21 protein-coding genes and 1 tRNA gene are annotated in these 18,345 nt (G+C 48.1%); 11 read left to right on the top strand and 11 right to left on the bottom strand.

The window, feature by feature from the left end; genetic code table 11:
• Positions 1–4 precede the first annotated feature (4 nt).
• From rlmB to AC2JC8_RS00860, 6 genes are all read right to left on the bottom strand, one after another.
• Positions 5–1,324, bottom strand: a complete 1,320-nt coding sequence (gene rlmB, locus AC2JC8_RS00885; RefSeq protein WP_484400890.1) for a 23S rRNA (guanosine(2251)-2'-O)-methyltransferase RlmB — start codon at positions 1,322–1,324, stop codon at positions 5–7.
• A 36-nt stretch (positions 1,325–1,360) separates the two neighbouring features.
• Positions 1,361–1,732, bottom strand: a complete 372-nt coding sequence (locus AC2JC8_RS00880; protein WP_484400891.1) for a Mini-ribonuclease 3 — start codon at positions 1,730–1,732, stop codon at positions 1,361–1,363.
• 13 nt (positions 1,733–1,745) lie between these two features.
• Positions 1,746–2,129, bottom strand: a complete 384-nt coding sequence (locus AC2JC8_RS00875; RefSeq protein WP_255132353.1) for an STAS domain-containing protein — start codon at positions 2,127–2,129, stop codon at positions 1,746–1,748.
• A gap of 14 nt (positions 2,130–2,143) precedes the next feature.
• A complete protein-coding gene (carA, locus tag AC2JC8_RS00870; RefSeq protein ID WP_484400892.1) occupies positions 2,144–3,289 on the bottom strand; it encodes a glutamine-hydrolyzing carbamoyl-phosphate synthase small subunit in 1,146 nt (381 codons plus the stop codon).
• A gap of 32 nt (positions 3,290–3,321) precedes the next feature.
• Positions 3,322–4,356, bottom strand: a complete 1,035-nt coding sequence (gene trpD, locus AC2JC8_RS00865; protein ID WP_484594041.1) for an anthranilate phosphoribosyltransferase — start codon at positions 4,354–4,356, stop codon at positions 3,322–3,324.
• 99 nt (positions 4,357–4,455) lie between these two features.
• The gene (locus AC2JC8_RS00860; RefSeq protein WP_484400895.1) at positions 4,456–4,851 is read right to left on the bottom strand and encodes a DUF3288 family protein; all 396 of its coding nucleotides are present in this window, start codon (positions 4,849–4,851) and stop codon (positions 4,456–4,458) included.
• Between AC2JC8_RS00860 and AC2JC8_RS00855 the strand changes: the two genes are divergently transcribed.
• The 7 genes from AC2JC8_RS00855 (at position 4,839) to AC2JC8_RS00825 (ending at position 8,743) form a co-directional block, all read left to right on the top strand.
• Positions 4,839–6,599: an ABC transporter ATP-binding protein gene (locus AC2JC8_RS00855; RefSeq protein WP_484400896.1), complete on the top strand. Its 1,761-nt coding sequence runs from the start codon at positions 4,839–4,841 to the stop codon at positions 6,597–6,599. The two genes, AC2JC8_RS00860 and AC2JC8_RS00855, sit on opposite strands and share 13 nt — an antisense overlap.
• A gap of 80 nt (positions 6,600–6,679) precedes the next feature.
• Positions 6,680–6,943, top strand: coding sequence for a hypothetical protein (locus AC2JC8_RS00850; RefSeq protein ID WP_484400897.1), 264 nt, complete (start codon positions 6,680–6,682; stop codon positions 6,941–6,943).
• Positions 6,943–7,614 carry a peptide-methionine (S)-S-oxide reductase MsrA gene (msrA, locus tag AC2JC8_RS00845; protein ID WP_484400898.1) on the top strand — a complete coding sequence of 224 codons (672 nt, stop codon included), beginning with the start codon at positions 6,943–6,945 and terminating at the stop codon, positions 7,612–7,614. Before AC2JC8_RS00850 ends, msrA begins: the two co-directional genes overlap by 1 nt.
• Entirely contained in the window at positions 7,589–7,936 is a 348-nt protein-coding gene (locus tag AC2JC8_RS00840; protein ID WP_484400900.1) for a hypothetical protein, read from the top strand. The genes msrA and AC2JC8_RS00840 overlap by 26 nt, the downstream gene beginning before the upstream one ends.
• Complete coding sequence (locus AC2JC8_RS00835; protein WP_484400901.1) at positions 7,933–8,265, top strand: hypothetical protein; 333 nt, start codon at positions 7,933–7,935, stop codon at positions 8,263–8,265. Before AC2JC8_RS00840 ends, AC2JC8_RS00835 begins: the two co-directional genes overlap by 4 nt.
• Before the next feature lie 32 nt (positions 8,266–8,297).
• A tRNA-Pro gene (locus tag AC2JC8_RS00830) sits at positions 8,298–8,371 on the top strand.
• 87 nt (positions 8,372–8,458) lie between these two features.
• Complete coding sequence (locus AC2JC8_RS00825) at positions 8,459–8,743, top strand: 2Fe-2S iron-sulfur cluster-binding protein (protein WP_484401038.1); 285 nt, start codon at positions 8,459–8,461, stop codon at positions 8,741–8,743.
• A 4-nt stretch (positions 8,744–8,747) separates the two neighbouring features.
• On the opposite strand, the gene AC2JC8_RS00820 is transcribed toward AC2JC8_RS00825, so the two are convergent.
• Positions 8,748–9,512: a 3'-5' exonuclease gene (locus tag AC2JC8_RS00820; protein WP_484419834.1), complete on the bottom strand. Its 765-nt coding sequence runs from the start codon at positions 9,510–9,512 to the stop codon at positions 8,748–8,750.
• Between the two features lie 60 nt (positions 9,513–9,572).
• Between AC2JC8_RS00820 and AC2JC8_RS00815 the strand changes: the two genes are divergently transcribed.
• Both AC2JC8_RS00815 and AC2JC8_RS00810 read left to right on the top strand, forming a co-directional pair.
• Positions 9,573–10,028, top strand: a complete 456-nt coding sequence (locus AC2JC8_RS00815; RefSeq protein WP_484401035.1) for a peroxiredoxin — start codon at positions 9,573–9,575, stop codon at positions 10,026–10,028.
• Entirely contained in the window at positions 10,028–10,756 is a 729-nt protein-coding gene (locus AC2JC8_RS00810; protein WP_484594040.1) for a DUF1350 family protein, read from the top strand. Before AC2JC8_RS00815 ends, AC2JC8_RS00810 begins: the two co-directional genes overlap by 1 nt.
• Here the strand turns inward: AC2JC8_RS00810 and acs are convergent.
• Entirely contained in the window at positions 10,735–12,705 is a 1,971-nt protein-coding gene (gene acs, locus AC2JC8_RS00805; protein ID WP_484594039.1) for an acetate--CoA ligase, read from the bottom strand. The two genes, AC2JC8_RS00810 and acs, sit on opposite strands and share 22 nt — an antisense overlap.
• A 67-nt stretch (positions 12,706–12,772) precedes the next feature.
• Here acs and AC2JC8_RS00800 point away from each other — a divergent pair, with 67 nt between their 5' ends.
• On the top strand, positions 12,773–13,474 hold the full coding sequence (locus AC2JC8_RS00800; protein WP_484419837.1) for an HAD family hydrolase: 702 nt from the start codon (positions 12,773–12,775) through the stop codon (positions 13,472–13,474).
• A 44-nt stretch (positions 13,475–13,518) separates the two neighbouring features.
• Here the strand turns inward: AC2JC8_RS00800 and AC2JC8_RS00795 are convergent, their stop codons facing one another.
• Together AC2JC8_RS00795 and AC2JC8_RS00790 are read right to left on the bottom strand one after the other, a co-directional pair.
• Positions 13,519–14,859, bottom strand: coding sequence for an MFS transporter (locus AC2JC8_RS00795; protein ID WP_484594045.1), 1,341 nt, complete (start codon positions 14,857–14,859; stop codon positions 13,519–13,521).
• 91 nt (positions 14,860–14,950) lie between these two features.
• On the bottom strand, positions 14,951–16,573 hold the full coding sequence (locus tag AC2JC8_RS00790; protein WP_484401029.1) for a glucose-6-phosphate isomerase: 1,623 nt from the start codon (positions 16,571–16,573) through the stop codon (positions 14,951–14,953).
• A 289-nt stretch (positions 16,574–16,862) separates the two neighbouring features.
• Between AC2JC8_RS00790 and AC2JC8_RS00785 the strand changes: the two genes are divergently transcribed.
• Positions 16,863–17,528: a helicase DnaB gene (locus tag AC2JC8_RS00785; protein WP_484401028.1), complete on the top strand. Its 666-nt coding sequence runs from the start codon at positions 16,863–16,865 to the stop codon at positions 17,526–17,528.
• A gap of 93 nt (positions 17,529–17,621) precedes the next feature.
• Here the strand turns inward: AC2JC8_RS00785 and AC2JC8_RS00780 are convergent, their stop codons facing one another.
• Entirely contained in the window at positions 17,622–18,203 is a 582-nt protein-coding gene (locus AC2JC8_RS00780; RefSeq protein WP_484401027.1) for an N-acetylmuramoyl-L-alanine amidase, read from the bottom strand.
• Between the last annotated feature and the right edge of the window lie 142 nt (positions 18,204–18,345).

Below are 18,345 nucleotides of genomic sequence, written 5' to 3'. Positions count from 1 at the left end.
GGCCCTAAAGGCGAATCTCTGCGCTGAATCCGTCACCTATTTGTTCGTCTGATGGAGTCGCAATGGCTTCAGCTGGAGCTGTTTGCAATTGAACTCTTTGCAGGCGGGGAGCGGGATCTTGGCCATGAATACCAGCCATCCAACCTCTCCGGGCCAATTCGTAAAGCAGCAAAGCCGTTGCAACCGCTGCATTCAAATTTGGGGTTACTCCCCGCAATGGAATACGAATTAATTGGTCGCAATGGCGGCGAGTAAGCATCGAAAGACCATTTCCCTCTGAACCGGTAACCACCACCAAAGGCCCATCTAAATCTGCGTCCATCAAAGGCACGCTGCCCTCTTCTGCTAATCCCACTACCCGGTAACCGTTTTGCTTAAGGGTTTCCAAGGCTCTATTTAGGTTCACTACCCGCGCAACTGGGAGATGCTCCAAGGCGCCCGCGGCCACCTTGGCAACTGAACCGGTTAAGCCGGCACTACGCCGTTGCGGTAACACCAGGCCATGGGCACCAAGGGCCTCAGCGCTGCGCACAATTGCGCCAAGGTTCTGGGGATCTGTCAGACCATCAACCGCCATCAACAGCGGTGCTTCCCCGAGTTGGCTGCAGCCCTCTACAAGAGTTGATAAATCAAGGGTTTCAGCTGCAGCGGTTTGAAGCACAATTCCTTGATGAACGGCACCACCACTGAGTTGTGCCAGCCGAGCCCAGGTAACCTCTTCAACCAACACCCCTGATCCTTTGGCTTCCCTAAGAAGCTGTAGAAATCGGCTGCTGAATTTCATTTCTGGAGTGCACCAGATTCGATGAATTGGCCTGCCACTTTCAAGGGATGCCAAGGCGGAATGTCTTCCCCAAACAAGATCGTCCACCTCAGGACTGGAATTGCTGTCGGCTGTGGGCTCCAGCACAGGTTCTGAGCTGTAACGCCTTTCACCGGCTGCGGAAAAGCGCCTACCCCTAGCTGAGGGGGCGGGGCGATCAACTCTTAGGCGTTCTGGCCTGGCTCGCTCTACGCCGGCACGCTCCGGTCTGGATCGTTCTGGCCGAGATCGCTCGAAACGTGGTCTTTCAGGGCGAGGAAATTCGCTATCAAATCGATCTAAACGTGGACGTTCGGAACGGTTAAAACGCTCAGGCCGAACCACCCCCCGCTCTGGTCTAGCTGATCTTTCTGGTCTACCTGATCTTTCTGGTCTGTCTGATCTTTCTGAAGGTCTATCTGAACGATCAAAACGGCGCCCAACCCCCCTCGCCGGGCCATCAGGACGGCTGAAGGGCCGCCTTGGGCGTTCTCCTTTGGGTCTATCTGGACGGGGAGCCATGGCGCAGGGGGCAGGGAGAACCTGGCTCAAACAGATTCATACCGGGCCATCAAGGGTTGAATCCTGAAAATGGCTTAGCAACTCTTGGAGTCGCTCCGGATTGCACAGATAGAGCCAGCCAACCATTGTCTCAAACCCTGAGGCCCGTCCATAGATAGCTGGCTCAACCCGCCGCGGTCCTCGACCTGCAGCGTTGCGGCCTTTACGAACCCAATCAAGCTCCGCTGCGTTCAGATGTGGCTCAAGAAACGCCAAAGCAGCGCTTTGCGCCTCAGCTCGCACATGATCAACACCAGCTCGATGTAGCTGATGGGCACTGGCCTGGTGGCGCACCAGGCGGGAACGCTGATGCAACTCCCACACGGCATCGCCAAGCCAAGCCAATTGGGCAGGCCCGGGCAACTGCATGCCAGGGGAAGTTTTAGGCAGAAGCAAAGCTGCTCAAAGCAGTGGGCAAATCAGGTTGAAGATTAAGGAAAGCTTCCAATCGCACCAACTTCACGGTTTGAACTACCCGGCTATTGCCCACCACAAAAAATTTCTGTTTTGCTTCATTGCGCTGCTTGGCAATTTGCACCAAAGCACCAAGCCCTGAGGAGTCGAGGAAATCAACACGGCTCAGATCAAGCACCAGGGGCAATTTTGATTTAGCCACATATTCACTTACAAAATCGCGAAATTGTCGCTCTGAATAAGCGTCCAGCTGGCCGGTAAAACTGAACAGTAGATAGCGCTCTTTAAGTTCAAATCCACCACGGAGAGAAACCGTGAGTCGCTGCAATTCAGTGATGGCCCCAGTCCTCAACAGCAAAAATACCCCTAAGGGCGCTCAATCTTATCCATAGAACGCCGCTGTGCCATCAATGCCACAAATTTGGAGAAATGATGATCAGCGTCATGGGGGCCGGGGGATGCCTCCGGGTGATATTGAACCCCAAAAACAGGTTTGTGTAGCAGCTCGATGGCAGCCACCGTGCCGTCGTTCAAGTTGTGGTGGGTAATTTTTATGAGGCTGGAATCCAAACTTGAGGCCTCCAATGCGAATCCATGGTTTTGGCTGGTGATCTCCACAAGGCCGTTGGCACCACAGGGATGATTTAAGCCTCGATGGCCGTAACCGAGCTTGAAACTTTTAGCGCCGAGGGCTAGGCCAAGAATTTGATGCCCCAAGCAAATGCCAAAAATGGGCAAATGGTGTTGTTCAAGTAAGCCGCGGGTTAGCTCAATCCCGCCATGAACTGCAGCGGGATCTCCAGGGCCATTCGAGAGGAACACACCCTCAGGCGCCTGTTCAAGCACCTGCTCCAAGTTGCTAGTAGCTGGCAGAACCACGAGCTCACAACCGTGAGAAGCAAGCCGCTCAAGAATGGCTCGCTTTATACCAAAATCAATTGCCACCACACGATATGGCTGGCTGGGCTGGGCTTTTAGCCGCTGATCAAATTCCACATCAGTGGGCTGATGCCATTTATAGGCAGTTGCAGTTGAAACCCTTGCCGCCAGGTTCAACCCCGTCATGGAAGGGGCGGATCGCACCATCTGCAACAAATTTGCCGCTGTAGTGCCGTCGTTGCTAACGGCACCATTGATTGCTCCCCCCTCCCGGAGATGACGAACTAAAGCGCGGGTATCAACGTTGCATAAGCCCACAACACCATGGAGCTTGAGCCAATCCGGCAAGGTGGAGTTAGCCCGCCAATTGCTGGCAAGGGGTGAAATTTCTCTACTAATTACCGCCTGCACAGCAGGACGATTTGATTCCATATCAGAGTTGTTAACTCCTGTATTGCCAAATTCTGGGTAGGTGAAAGTAACAAGCTGACCTGAATAACTGGGATCGGTAAGTACCTCCTGGTAACCGCTCATCCCCGTATTAAAAACAACTTCACCGATAGCAGTGCCGCAGGCACCAAAACCCCTGCCCCGCAAAACAATGCCATCCGCGAGCACAAGCAATGCTTCCATCAGCTACGGCGATGATTCTTGGTGTTTAAGAATCATCCCTCAACGGGGTTTAAAGCATTGCGCAGGTCGATTAAGCATTGCCAAGGGGCTCCTTTACTCAGGCTTGATAGTGCAAACTCCAATCCATCGCACCAATGGGGCACAGAGCCACTACACCACAGAACAAGTGCACTATTGAGGGCTACCACCTCTCGCTGCGCCTGGCTTCCAGCCCCCTGCAACACCTCTTGCAAGATTTGTTTATTAGTTGATAGATCACCACCCGCTAGGGCCTCCAGAGGCGCAATACCAAGACCAAGGGAACTTGGATCCAACAACTCAGCCCGCAACTCACCATTTTCAAGAATTACCAATTCACTGGGGCCTGAAAGGCTTGCCTCGTCTAAGCCGCCGTGGCCGTAAACCACAACAGCCCTCTGCAGGCCCAAAATTTTTAATGCCCCGGCCATGGGCATCAACAAATTGCGATCTGCCACCCCAAGCACTTGGGCATCAGGGGTAAGTGGATTTACAAGTGGCCCTAGCAAATTAAATATCGTGCGCACACCGAGGCTGCGGCGTAGAGGAGCTAGTGCTGCAAGGGATCCGTGCCATCCAGGGGCAAACAAAAAAGTAACGCCGGCTTGATCTAGGGCCGCAACTACTTTTTCAAGCGGGGCCTCAAGGCAAACTCCAAGACCCTCCAACACATCCGCCGAACCAACCTTGCCGCTAGCACTTCTGTTGCCGTGCTTTGCCATGCGCACACCACAGCTGGCGGCAGTAAAAGCAACAGCCGTGGAAATATTGAAACTGTTGGCGCCATCACCGCCGGTGCCACAGCTATCGAGTAATGGTCCAGCAGGCCTTGCACAAGGTAGTGGTGCCGCTGCCCGTAAAACCTTTGCCATCGCTGCAAGCTCAATGGACTGGGGGCTTCGGCAACGCAATGCTGCAAGAAATGCACCGGTTTGAGCAGGGCTAAGGCCATCGCTTAACCAGGCCTGCATCAAGCCAGTGGCCTGGGTTTGATCAAGGCACTCTCCACAAAGAAGCTGCTCAAGTAGTGCTGGTAGAGCCTTATCCATTTGGATTTAGATTAAAAAAAAGACCCGGATGCAAAGCATCGCGGGCCAGGTGATGGGGACTGTTTAATAATCGCTTGAAAAGCTCTAAGCAGAGGTGTTTTAAACGTCATTTTCACTATCTGTTGAATCAAAACCACTGCCAACGGGGCTTACAGATTCGATATTTGGCTGTCCAGGGCGATAACCAGAAGCCCAAAGCTTTCTGCAACGACTGTTTAACTCCATGCGATCAAGGCCCCAAAAACGCAGCAATTTTTCAAGATCTAATTTTAAATCTGCTTCGCCTGGAAATCCCTCATAACGAATCAACAGCCTTGCGGCATTAAGCAATTGTTCACTGTTTGGATCCTTTGCCGCTAGCAAAGCATCAACAATGTTGCGATCAGTGGCATGGAGTGGATGGGATTGTGAAGACTCATCTGCCATTAGGCCGCCAAAGGTGGAGTTTGCTTCGTAGTTTGGGGCGCTGGAGCCGGTAATGGATGTTTGCTTCATTGAAACTAGGTTTGATCGCTCGATATTTGCGGCCGCAGAGAAGGCAACTGCTTAAGGGTGCCTTTGCTTTGCTGGTGGTGAACCTGCTCGGCACCACATTGCCTCTGCTGGTTCAAAAAACAATTAACAGCCTCACTCCTGGTTTTTCTTTAAGGGATCTCCTACATCAGGCCCTCTGGATTGCTTTGCTAGCTAGTGCGATGGCTGGGGTGAGGCTTTGGTCGCGGGTGCTGGTATTTGGCGCAGGTAGGCAGGTGGAAGTTTTGTTGCGGCAACAAATATTTGATCACTTACTCAAGCAAGAACCTGGCTGGGTGCAGAGCGCCGGCAGCGGAGAAGTAATCAGCAGATCAACAAGTGATGTGGAAAATGTGCGGCGTCTACTTGGATTTGCTGTTTTAAGCCTTGCAAATACAGCTCTTGCCTACGCATTTACCCTGCCGGCAATGCTTGCAATTGATCCAGGTCTCAGCTTGGCCGCTGTGGTGCTTTACCCCTTAATGCTTGTGGTGGTTGGTGCCTCTGGTGGACGCATGATGAGCCAGCAGCGCGAACAACAACAAAATCTGGCGGAATTAAGCGATCTGATTCAAGAAGATCTCTCAGGCATCAGCGCAATCAAAATCTACGGACAGGAACCAACCGAAGTTGGCGCTTTCGCGGCCCTTAGCCGTCGTTATCGGGATGCCGCCATAGCCCTAGCCCGTACCCGTAGCACTCTTTTCCCTTTACTAGAAGGCATTAGCTCTCTTTCGCTATTGGTGCTGCTGGCCCTTGGTAGTGGCCAACTAGAGCGAGGCAGCCTCACCCTGGGAGGCTTAATTGCCCTCATCCTTTACATCGAGCGCCTGGTTTTCCCAACCGCTCTTTTGGGCTTCACCTTGAGCTCCTTTCAAACCGGGCAGGTGAGCCTTGAACGGGTTGAAGATCTGCTCAGTAGGGAAGCCTCTATTCAAGATCCAAACCATGCCATTGATCTGGAGCCCAATAATGCTGGCGCTGCCATCGAGGCTCGAAATTTATGCATTCGCTACCCAGGAGCAGACAGAAACTCCCTAGAGGGGCTCAGTTTTCGAATCAAACCAGGTGAACTCGTAGCTGTTGTTGGTCCGGTGGGCAGTGGCAAAACAACATTGGCCCGCGCCTTGGGGCGAATGCTGGAAGTGCCGCCAACTCAACTTTGGTTAAACGGACAAGATGTGACGCATTTGAAATTGGCTGATTTACGCCAACAAATTGCAATGGTGCCCCAAGAGGGCTATTTATTCTCAGCCACCTTGAGAGAAAACCTCAGCTACGGCGCGCCTGATGCAGCTGAAGCTCTCTTAAATCAAGTGGTGCAGCAAGCTCAATTGCAATCTGATCTAGACAGTTTTCCAGAGGGCTATCAAACAATTGTGGGAGAGAGGGGTATCACCCTCAGCGGGGGGCAAAGGCAGCGCACTTCACTGGCTAGGGCTCTACTCGTTGATGCTCCGCTTTTAGTGCTTGATGATGCCCTTGCAAGCGTAGACAACCGAACTGCCGCTGCAATTTTGCAATCGCTAACCATTGATCTACATCGCACCGTTTTATTCATCAGCCACCAACTATCCGCGGCTGCTGCCTGTGATCGAGTTTTGGTAATCGTTGAGGGGCGCTTGGTGCAGGAGGGCACCCACCGGGAGCTCCTGGCTCAAGAAGGCACCTATCGCAAGCTATGGGAACGGGAAAAAGCCAGCAGCGAACTGGAAGCTGCTGCTGGTTAAGCAAATTTTTAAGAACTAATCAATTTTATCTTTGTGGCCCACAATTTCTCCATAGTTAGGGCACTAGCAAATTCAGCGCAATGGAAAACATTCACACCTATCGGATGCGCTGCACCCTTACCTTCGGTGATATCTACGGTCAGGTACTGGCCTGGATCGGGCTGATCTTCATCAGCCTTGCCACCGCCCTCAGCTTGATGGGGGCGAGCCGTCCAATTTTTGCCCTTGTGGCCGTGGGCCTGATCCTTGTTTTATCGCTGCCGTTTTTAGTTTTTGCCTTCACCACCACACTGCTTAATCACATTGCTTTAGAACCAAAAGTGCAGAGCAGTGGCAACGCTTAATGGCGGATTCAAACAAACACTTCGTTCTTGGTAGCAGCATCGATGCGCCAGCTGGCCCCAATGAAGCTGAAGCAATTTTTGGTTGTGGATGCTTCTGGGGAGCCGAGAAAGGGTTTTGGCGATTGCCAGGGGTGGTTTCTACCGCCGTTGGTTACGCCGGAGGGAGTGCCCCATCTCCTAGTTACAACGCAGTTTGTGGCGGTCGCACTGGCCATGCCGAAGTGGTGAGAGTGATATGGAATACCGAAGTAATCGATTTCAGCGATTTGTTGAAGCTTTTTTGGGAATGCCACGATCCCACCCAAGGGGATCGCCAGGGAAACGATCGCGGCAGTCAATATCGATCTGTGATCTACACGCCTTCGGAAGAGCTCGATGGTTTAGCAAAGGCCAGCAAAAACTCATATCAAGCGTTGCTGAGTGAAAAGGGCTTTCCTGATATCACTACTGAAATCAAATTGGATCAAATTTTTTATGCCGCGGAACCAGAACACCAGCAATATTTAGCTAAACCAGGCAGTCGGCCTTACTGCTCCGCTCAGCCCACAAAAATCAAGCTTGGCCCCTTTGCAGGCTGCCACTATCTACTTCCAGAAACAGTCTGGAGCAACTACGACTGGTCTGTGAATCACTGTGTTCTGCGTGGTGACAACAGCCCGATCACTGTTTAAGAGGGAATTCCTGAGGCCCCTTGCCTTAGGAATATTTTTGTTCCCATTAACGCTCCAGGCTGGAATTTCCCCATGGTGGGAAAATTATGAAAGCAAGCAAATTTATCGTTGCGGCGACAGCAGCGAATTGCTTCTGGAGCACAACGACCACCAAGCATCGCTGTACCACCAAGGTTATAAATCAAACTTATTTCGTGATCAAAAAGCATTTGCTCTAAAACGCTATGCCAATGAACGTTTGAGTGTTGTACTTAATGGAGATGAATTGATTATTGAGGACCTCCTGAATAAAACCCGTTGCCAACGCACTGAACAGGTGTGACATCTCCCCCTCCCATCCCAGAAAGGAAGCCCTTACACCCTTTACCGAAGGGTTTGGTGGAATTTTATGGCCTTCTAGCTGTTTTATTTGTGTTGGTGCCCGAATGGCTAGCGGGCAATGCCCTCGCTCAGTTTCAAGACAGCAATTCAGAAGCATCCCTACCCGCTACTTCTGCGGCCTGGAAAAGGGTGCCTGAATTGATGCTGGCCTCATTAAGCCTGCAGGAGCTGAGGGGGCTAGCACGCAGCCGCGGTTTATTTGGATACCAACGGGAACTAAGGGATGAACTCAATCTTCGCTTGCTCAAGCAATTGCGAAAACAGCGCTAATCATCTTGCTGCTGTGGTAATTTCTAAAAGGTCGGGGCGTAGCGCAGCTTGGTAGCGCACCACTTTGGGGTAGTGGGGGTCGTGGGTTCAAATCCCGCCGCTCCGATTAATCATTAAAACAACCGGCAATCCCGGTTTTTTTTTGCCAATTAATTGAAAATTCTGCTAATAAGAGGTGCTGATGATTTGAACTATGGCTAGCTACACAATCACAATTGATGGCGGAAAAAGTTTTTCATGCGCAGACGACAGTTACATACTTGATGCAGCCGATGAAGCAGGTATTGAACTCCCCTATTCATGCCGGGCTGGAGCATGCTCCACCTGTGCAGGTAAGTTGCTCAGCGGTGCGGTAGATCAAGCAGACCAAAGTTTTTTAGACGATGCTCAGATGGAAAAAGGGTATGCCTTGCTTTGCGTGAGTTATCCCACTGCTGATTGTTTAATCAAAAGCAATGCAGCAGAAGAAATCAGCTAAGTTTTTAAGCAACCTCTTTTTCAATAGGTTCTGCTTCAAAAGGTAGATCCATATTTTTCAACTGTTTTTCGCTTAAGCGTCTGGTCCAAGCTCCTCGCACAGGTTCGTTCCAGCGAAACCCCGCATCCTTAGCAAGTTGGCGCTGGCTGTAGCTCACTTGGGCTCGATATAGTTGTCGCGGTTCAAGAGCTTCAAGCAACATAGATTCCAAATCATCGCAGCGTTCAAATACTTGGGCTAAGTAGATGCAATCGGTTAGAGCTCGATGAGCAGCCCATACAGGAACCGAAAAGGAAAGGGCCAAATCTCTTAATGAGGGCCTTGGGCGAAGGCCAAGGGATTTAGGCCAAACAATATCTTCCATAGTGCATAACCAAGGCATAAAAAGCTGAGGTAAGGCGCCGCAACCAAACCAACGTCGATCAAATGAGGCGTTGTGGGCTACTGCTAGCTGAGCATCGCGGGCCATCGCATCAAGTAGCAGCAAACATTGCTGCCAAGGTTGGGGTTCCTGGGTTGCTAAAGGATTAATGCCATTCACTGCAAAAGCTGGATTAGCGCTTACGGGGAGCAAAAAGGAAAGCTGGCTTAACACCGAGCGGTGTGGAACGGAAAAAAGAATTGCTCCCACTTCAAGACACTCGAAACAATCCGGCTCTAACCCTGTTGTTTCAACATCAATAATCAATAACTGCTTTGGCAGAAACACTGGAGGCGGCACAGCCAAGGCAGTTAACAAACTGGGTTGCTGCCAAGCGGGAAGCTCCATATCGGCCATGGAATGCGATTCGCTCCACCTATCCTCTCAGTAAGCCTGTGCGTGTGTCCTGTGTCAATAAAAGTTGGAGACAAGGTACCAGCCTTCAGCCTCAAAGATCAAAACGGTGTAGAGAGATCTCTAAATACGCTTGGTGCAAAAGCACTAGTGCTGTTCTTTTATCCAAAAGACGACACTCCTGGTTGCACGATGGAAGCATGTGCTTTTCGAGATCAATATCCGATATTTCAAGGCCTAAATGCTGAGGTGTGGGGTGTTAGTGGCGACGGGGCATCGAGCCATCGTCGCTTTGCCGAGAGGCATCAATTGCCTTTCCCTTTGTTAGTTGATGAGAAAAATAAATTGCGCGAAGTTTTTGGGGTACCTCGCTCATTAATTGTACTTCCTGGGCGGGTAACTTATGTAATTGACAAAGAGCAGATCGTTCGCTTGATATTCAATGCAATGCTAGATGCAAGCGGCCACGTTTCAAATTCAAAAATCATTTTAGAGCAGCTGGGTTCCTGATGTCCTGGCAACAACTTGATGACATTTGGATATCTAGGCCAAGTAATCCCAAAGCCTTACTTCAATTCATAGGAGGTAGTGGCCTTGGTGCCACACCACAATTAAGTTATCGCAGGCTTCTAGAGGCTTTAACAAAGCAAGGCTGGCTGGTGCATTGCTGGCCTTTTGTGCCTAATTTTGATCATCAGTTTCTTGCGGTGGAAGCATGGCGTTCATTTCGCAAGATTCAACAAGAACAAGAGATTAAGTTACCTTGCTTGAGGGTTGGTCATAGCATGGGTTGCAAACTACATCTATTAGCACCCGATCAAGGGCGGGGATGTAGAGGCCAAGTGCATATGAGTTTTAATAATTTTTCAGCCGAGCGTTCAATTCCATTATTCAGTGAATTGGCTCCTCGCTTTGGAATAGTAAGTGAATTTAGTCCGGCACCGGCAGAAACCTTAGAGATTATCTCAAAAATTCTTGGCCCAAAACAGCAATTGATAATAAAATTTCGTGATGATCAATTAGATCAAAGCCAAATATTATATAGCTGCCTGAAAAAATTAGATAATAGTTCTGTTAAGCAGCTGGAGCTGGCGGGCGATCATCTCACTCCCGCAAGCGCTGGATTGAGGCAACAATTTTTTGGCGGCATTACTGATGGTGCACGCCAGCGTGAATTAAATCGACTAGCAGTAAGTATCACCGAGTGGTGGAATTCTCAGGCATCATTGCGCAACTGATCAAGAACCGAAAGGTCTTCCAGGGTGCTTGTGTCGCCGCTTATCTCTTCTCCAGATGCCAGTGCACGAAGAATGCGACGCATGATCTTGCCACTACGAGTTTTTGGCAACGAATCACTAAAACTAATAGCGTCTGGCTTAGCGATAGCACCAATCTCTTTACCTACATGAGCTCTTAATTCCGCAATTAATTTTTCGCTACCACTGCAGCCCGTTTGAAGCGTAACAAATGCGACAATCGCCTCACCTTTTAATTCATCAAAACGCCCAACAACGGCAGCTTCTGCCACCGCAGGATGGCTCACAAGAGCAGATTCAATCTCCATACTGCCTAAGCGATGGCCAGACACATTGATCACATCATCTACCCTGCCCATCACCCAAAAATAACCATCCTCATCCTGACGGGCACCATCACCAGCAAAATAAACATATGAGCCATCCGCTGGTTTTAGATATCTCCAATAATTAGAACAGAAACGTTCAGGGTCTCCCTGTAGATTGCGCATCATTCCTGGCCAAGGCCGCAGGATTACAAGATAACCACCTTCATTTTGTTGCACAATTTCAGCTTCGCCATTCATGATCGCTGCTGAAATTCCCGGCAATGGCAAGGTGGCTGAACCAGGTTTTGTTGGTGTTGCAGCGGGAAGCGGACTAATCATTACACCGCCGGTTTCTGTCTGCCACCAGGTATCAATAATCGGGCAGCGGTTAGCACCAATAACATCGCGATACCACATCCAAGCCTCGGGATTTATCGGTTCACCAACAGTGCCAAGAATTCGCAGGGAGCTCATATCAAATTGATCGGGCACCTCTCTGCCACTTTTCATAAATGCACGTATTGCTGTTGGGGCTGTATAGAACAAACTCACCTTATGTTTTTGGATGATTTCCCAAAAAGCACCGGGATTGGAAACTCTTGGTGCTCCTTCATACATTAATGTTGTAGCTCCATTTGATAATGGACCGTAAACAATATAACTATGGCCCGTAATCCAGCCAATATCTGCAGTGCACCAGTGAATATCATCCTCTTTGAGATCAAAAATCCATTGGAATGTGAGATGTGCCCAAAGGTTATATCCAGCGGTGCTATGAACAACGCCCTTTGGCTTTCCGGTGGAACCTGATGTATAAAGTACAAATAAACGATCTTCGCTTTGCATCACTTCAGCTTCACAATGATGTTGCTGAATATCAACAATTTCATGCCACCAATGATCTCGGCCAGCCTGCATAGTTATTTCTTCACCGGTGCGTTGCACTACTAAAACCTTTGTAACAGTTGGGCAACCTTGAGCTAAGGCTGTATCAACGGCGGGCTTAAGGGCCACCGGCTTGTCTTTGCGAAATCCACCGTCGGCTGTAATTACTAATTTGGCTTCGCCATCGTTAATACGATCTCGTAGAGCCTCTGCAGAAAATCCGCCAAAAACTACCGAATGAGCCGCACCAATGCGAGCGCAGGCCAACATCGAGATGGCAGCCTCAGGCACCATTGGCATATAAAGGGCAACCAAATCGCCTTTCTTAATACCAAGAGCCTTAAGGGCATTTGCAGCCTTGCAAACCTCCGTATGCAGTTGGCGATAGCTAAAAATACGGGTGTCACCTGGCTCCCCCTCCCATATCAATGCGCGCTTATCAGCCTTGGGCCCGAGAAGATGGCGATCGAGGCAATTGTAAGAAATATTGGTGGTGCCCCCCTCAAACCAGCGAGCAAAAGGTGGGTTGCTCCAATTGAGCACTTCTTGAAATGGACTAAACCAGTGAAGTTCTTGGTTCGCTAAGCGGCCCCAAAACTGTTCTGGCTGAGCCTCAGCTTCCGCTGCCAGCTTGCGATAGCTGGCCATATTGCCAATCGTTGCCGCCTCCGCTAGTGCCTCAGGCGGCTGAAATAGCCGCTTTTCCTTGAGAACAGATTCAATTGATGTGTCTGTCATCGCTGAAGGGGGAAGCTTGAGTTGTTGATTAAACAGTTATCTAACCGACAAGGGCTGCCCCGTGAAAGTGAGATCAGCGATCAATATGGCATCAATTGCCTTTTCTATGGCTGTGTTCCACAACTTGAGGCAAGCGCAGCCAAACGCCTGCCTGTTTGACCTTGACGGTCTTTTGCTGGATACCGAACCGCTGCATAGCCAGGCCTGGCGGGAAAGCGTTGAATATTTTGGTGCTTCTATTTCCCCATTGCTTTTGATGGAATTAAGGGGGCGAAATCGTGTTGATAATGCAACCGCAGTGATAAAACAATTAAACCTAGGCATATCAACGGCTCAACTATTAGCAATTCAGCAACCAATTTCTCAAAGCTTGGTAGCCCACGCAAAAGCGATGGCTGGTGCATCAGATCTTGTGGCTTGTTGCCAGCAAAAAAATATTCCAATGGCAATAGCTACCAGCAGCGGCCGTGAGGCTGTAGCAATTAAAACAAAACCACATCCCTGGCTAGAGAAAATTACTGTGCGGGTCCATGGCGATGATTCATCAATAAAAAAAGGTAAACCAGCTCCAGATCTCTTTCTAGAAGCTGCCCGCCAACTAGGCATACCTGCTTCCAATTGCTGGGCTTTTGAGGATTCACCGGCGGGAGCAATTGCAGCTTTGAGTGCAGGCTGCGAAGTATTCGTGCTGCCAGTGCCAGGCCTTGGGGTAAAAGATTATCCAGATCGGGTTCAAATGCTCACAAAACTTGCAGATGTGCCAATCTAAAATAAAATCAAAAAGTAGAATTTATAAGGTCTATTAATTTGTACTTAAATAGTTTCAAGATTAATCCCCTTTGTTTCCACTCGATATAACCAGGTAACTAATGCGCCTACTAAAGAAAACAAAGCTAGCAGTGGCAATAAACGCTCAGCCCCAATACTATTTAATAAGGCTGGAAAGAAGAACGCTGTAACAACAGCACCAATTTTTCCACAAGCGGCGGCAAAACCTGCTCCAATCCCTCTTACTTTTGTTGGAAATACTTCACCGGCAATTAAGTAAGTTTGAGAATTTGGGCCAAGGTTTGTCATAAATTGGAACAAAAAGAAGCCAAATACTATTAAAATAAAATTATAAGAATCTGGGTTACTTCCAAATGCAGCGAGTATTAAACCGATAGAACAACCAATAAATCCTGCAATCTGGAGAGGAATCCTGCCAAGTTTATCCGAAAGCCAAATTGCAAAACCAATGCCAATTAAAAAGCCTACATCTACTAAAGCTGTACCTTTTGCACCAATTAAATCATTATGAATAATTGCAGCAAGATTGTGCTCCTGTGCCTGAGCGCCAAAAGCAGAAGCAATTATGATGGGGGTGAAAATTCCAATGCCATAGGTTGATATGTCCTGAAGGAACCAAGGCAACGAGGCAAGGATAGTGGAACGCAGCTGTTTACCTTTAAACAAACTTCCCCAATTAGTAGAAGAATATTTTAGAGAAATTTCCTCAGCAATTTCTAATTTTAATAATTCAATATCCTGCCTATTTAAAAGTTTACGCAAATGTTTTTCAGCCTTAGTGAGATGCCCTTTACTAAGCAACCAATGGCTGCTCTCAGGTAAAAACAACCTTCCCCAAGCCACTAAGGCAACAGGAATAACGGGCAATAAATAAAATATTCTCCAAGTACTTAGTTCCGGTTTTGCACTGAGTAATACCGCACTGATTGCAGTTCCAATTACTGCACCGAGCGCTTGAAAGCTAAAGGCACCCAAAACCAGCCGCCCTCTTATTGAAGCAGGGATACTTTCCGAAATAACCAGATGGGCTGTTGGGTAATCAGCCCCAAGGGCTAAGCCCATAACAAACAACCAAAAAGTAAGCGCTTCGCTGCTAGAACTAAACGAAGCGCCTAGTAAACCAACCAACAACAACAGCATCTCACCAATAAAAATAGGCTTGCGGCCAAAGCGATCAGCCAAACCACCTAACAACAAAGCCCCTAAAAGTATTCCAGCTAAAGTTGCAGCTGTAATTAATCCCTTACCTGTTTGATCAATTGAAAACTGATCAGATACTAAAGGAAGTGCAATGCCACCCATAAATATAATTAAACCTTCAAAAAACTTTCCTGCTGTAGCAAGGCTCCAAACCAGCCATTGCATAGCTGAAAGTGGGGCATTGCCCATTGAAGAGCCATCTTGCCAAGTTGGAATTTCATCAATGTAGGCCTGAACAGAGCGCTTCATTGTTGTTTTAATTTTTTTGAAAACGAAGACTCTCTGGTTCAGACCAGTTGCCAATTACTGTTAAACCACGAGAGTTTCCACAAAGGTGCCGGAGAATAAAGAAAATGGCCTCACTTGCATTTGCATTTGATAATTCAAGAGAAATTTGCTCTATAGATCTTTCAGTGCCATCCTGCAATAAAGATTCAACTTGTTTTTGTAGAGAAAGGATTTCAGCGGCTGCTTTTTTGCCGGCCTCCACACCCGGTTGATGGTAGGCATTTATATCAACCAGCTCTCCGTAAAGACCCACTGCTCTTTCAAATAGTGCAACTAAAACGCCAAGATTCTTGGGGTTAAATTTTTCAAGGGTAATTGTTATGCTTTGCCTGCCACCCTCTGAAAGTGCAGCTCTAGTTCCTTGCAAAAATCCATCTAAATAATCACCAGGGAATGAATCCTCAAGCATGGGAATATCAGTTGGATCTTCTAATACTTCAATAAAAGTGGCAAAGAAATTATCAATTCCATCTCGCAACTGCTGAACATAGGCGTGTTGATCAGTGGAGCCCTTATTGCCATAAACAGCAATGCCCTGATGCACCACCACGCCTTGGCGATCCAGGCGTTTGCCAATAGATTCCATTACTAATTGCTGCAGATACCTACTAAATACCTCCAAGCGATCGCGATAGGGGAGCACCACCATGTCGCGTTTTCCTTTGCCTTCGCCTGCCACATACCAACTGGCAGCCATAAGTGCAGCAGGGTTTTGAAGCAGAATTGGAATCCTTGTTAAAGCATCCATTTCAGCTGCACCTGCAAGAAAAGCACTGCTATCGATACCAGCCAAGATTGCAGACAAAATGCCAACTGCACTGGTAATTGATGTGCGTCCGCCAACCCAATCAAACATGTCAAAACGGTTTAACCATTTCTGAACCGCTGCCTCTTGATCTAACTTGCTGCTCTCCATGGTGATTGCCACAGCTTGGCCACTCCAGTTGCAACCATGCATTTCCAAACGGTGGCGGGCTTGCACCATGCCGATATGCGGTTCTGGTGTGCCGCCTGATTTGCTCACCACTACCACCAGAGTTGATTTAATTTCCTCGCCGATTGCATTAAATAAGCGACTCATTCCATCTGGGTCAACGTTATCCAAGAAATGGAATGGCAAACCCTTGCCATGCTCCTGAAGGGCTCGAATCATCAATACAGGCCCCAATCCGGAGCCACCGATACCAATCCAGAGCACATTGGTAAAACAGCTGCCATTAGGAGCTTTTATCTTTCCTTCTAGCAATTCAGCGCCAAAGCGCTGCATGCGCTCAATTTCAGAATTGATATGGGTTGTTATTTCAGCATTGGGCGCTAGAGCTGCATTGCGCAGCCAGTAATGACCCACCTGGCGATTTTCATCCTTATTTGCAATTACACCTGCTTCTAAGGCATTCATCGCCTCAAACGCCTTGCTAAAGGGCTGCTCAAGCTGATCTAACTGCTTTTCATTAAGTTGCATGCGGCTGACGTCTAGCCACATGCCGAGGGCGTCGTTGTGCCAAAGCAAAGAACAAAACCGCTTCCACTGCCCGGCTACATCTGTGATATCAAGATCAGGAAGGGAGCCAGCTCCTCTCGTAGTACCCATCTGATGCCCAAAACGATCTGCACTTCAGGTTATGCAGCTTTGGAGGAGAAGGGGTTATGACATGGCAAGGGCTTAAGCATTTGAACTACTGGCACCTTTTAATAGAGCGCATAAAAAAATCGCTTAATGTGTATAAACATGCATTTAGAAGATCCCAAAAACAGCTCTGCCACTTACAGAATGCTTGAGAGCCACTGCTCTAGCTGGTTTTGGCTTGGCTTTAAATTTTTTTGTAGTCGGATCAACTCACCAGCCAGATTTAGCATCTAATACACTTTTACCACTTCCATTGATCAGCGAAACCGCTCGGACAGATCCTGCTGATTTCAGTGCAGCTGAATTGCAGCAATTGCAACGCAGATTTGGTGTGCACGGCCCCCAAACGCCTCTGGCTCAACTGTTTACAGCCGGCCTTGATCATTGGATCCCTTTGCGGAGCCACACCCTCACTCGATTGGAAGCACTGATGCCTCTCATCAAACAAGAAGCCAAAAAGCGGAACTTAAATCCAATGCTTCTAACTGCAATCCTCTACGACGAAATGCAGCATGCAAAACCTGGTGAAGATTCAGCATTAGCAATGCAATCAGGCTTATTCCAAACTCACGGAGTGGCTCAACTCGGAATTGAAGAATTGATTCACCAAGGGTTGCTTCCAAAACAACCAAGCCCTAGCCAAATGGCATGGGCACAGCAGGAGCTTCTCAATCCGGAACGTAATGTATCTATCCTGGCTGGAAAAATGCAGCGCCTAATAATAGCCCTCAAAGGATCAACAAAAGCAAATTTAAATGCAAGCACAAGCTACAGAGACGCACATCTCATGGCAACACTTGCATATCTACACAATGGAAAGCTTGATTATCCAATTCGTATTCTTAAATATATGCAAGATCCAGCACTCCACGGTTTAGTTTATAGCTCAAGAGAACCTAGCCCCAGTTCTATTATTTAATTTTACTTAATTGAATTCACTTAATTTGATTGACGTGATTTAATCTGAATTAGTTGCTCATATTAGTTTGTTATTTTAGTTTTTTATTTTAGTTTAATTACACACTAATTGCAATGCTGTGAGTCTTTTTTGTAATTCACTCCAAGCAAAGCTCCTTGGATCTGCCCTCGCACCACCAAGATCTACGTAACGATGGGTGGTAATAGAAGTTGCCGGAATTTTGTAACGCACCATCCAATCCGCCAGCACCCTAGCGAGGGAATCGTATTGGCTTGGGCTGTAGCCACTATGAACATCTAAATTATGGCTTCCATCCCGCGGTGTTTCGAGGCTTACATGTAATGCAAAATTATTTAGAGAGCCGCTTAAATTTCTGTTTGAGAATACCCACCGACCGTTAAAAGCAGAATGTCCAGCCCCATACGCCCTGAAGGAAGGATCAACTAACTGAACAATATTTCCAGATCTACCAACAAGAGTGTGATAACTAACTTGATCAACATCACTGGGATGAGGAGTTAACAAGGTATTCACAGCTGAATCCAAATCGTATACTGTTTCATGAAGCACAATTACTGTTGGATTTGGATTCAGCCTTTGGGAATAAAGATCTTTTCTTAGACGCAAACCAAAATTAGTAGGATGTGCCTCAATCTGCTTAATCCTTAATGGCATAGATAATAAATGTGCCCTTAGCCTGAGATCAGCGGAGTGGCAATTAGTAATTAGAGGGGATTTCCATCGCAACTGTGACGGGGGCTTTGGAGTTTTTGTGGTTTGCTCAACTATATTAATAGGCTGCTTTAATTGATTTGGA

It is taken from the genome of Synechococcus sp., assembly GCF_982614295.1.
This window is presented reverse-complemented; position numbering and strand designations above follow the sequence as displayed.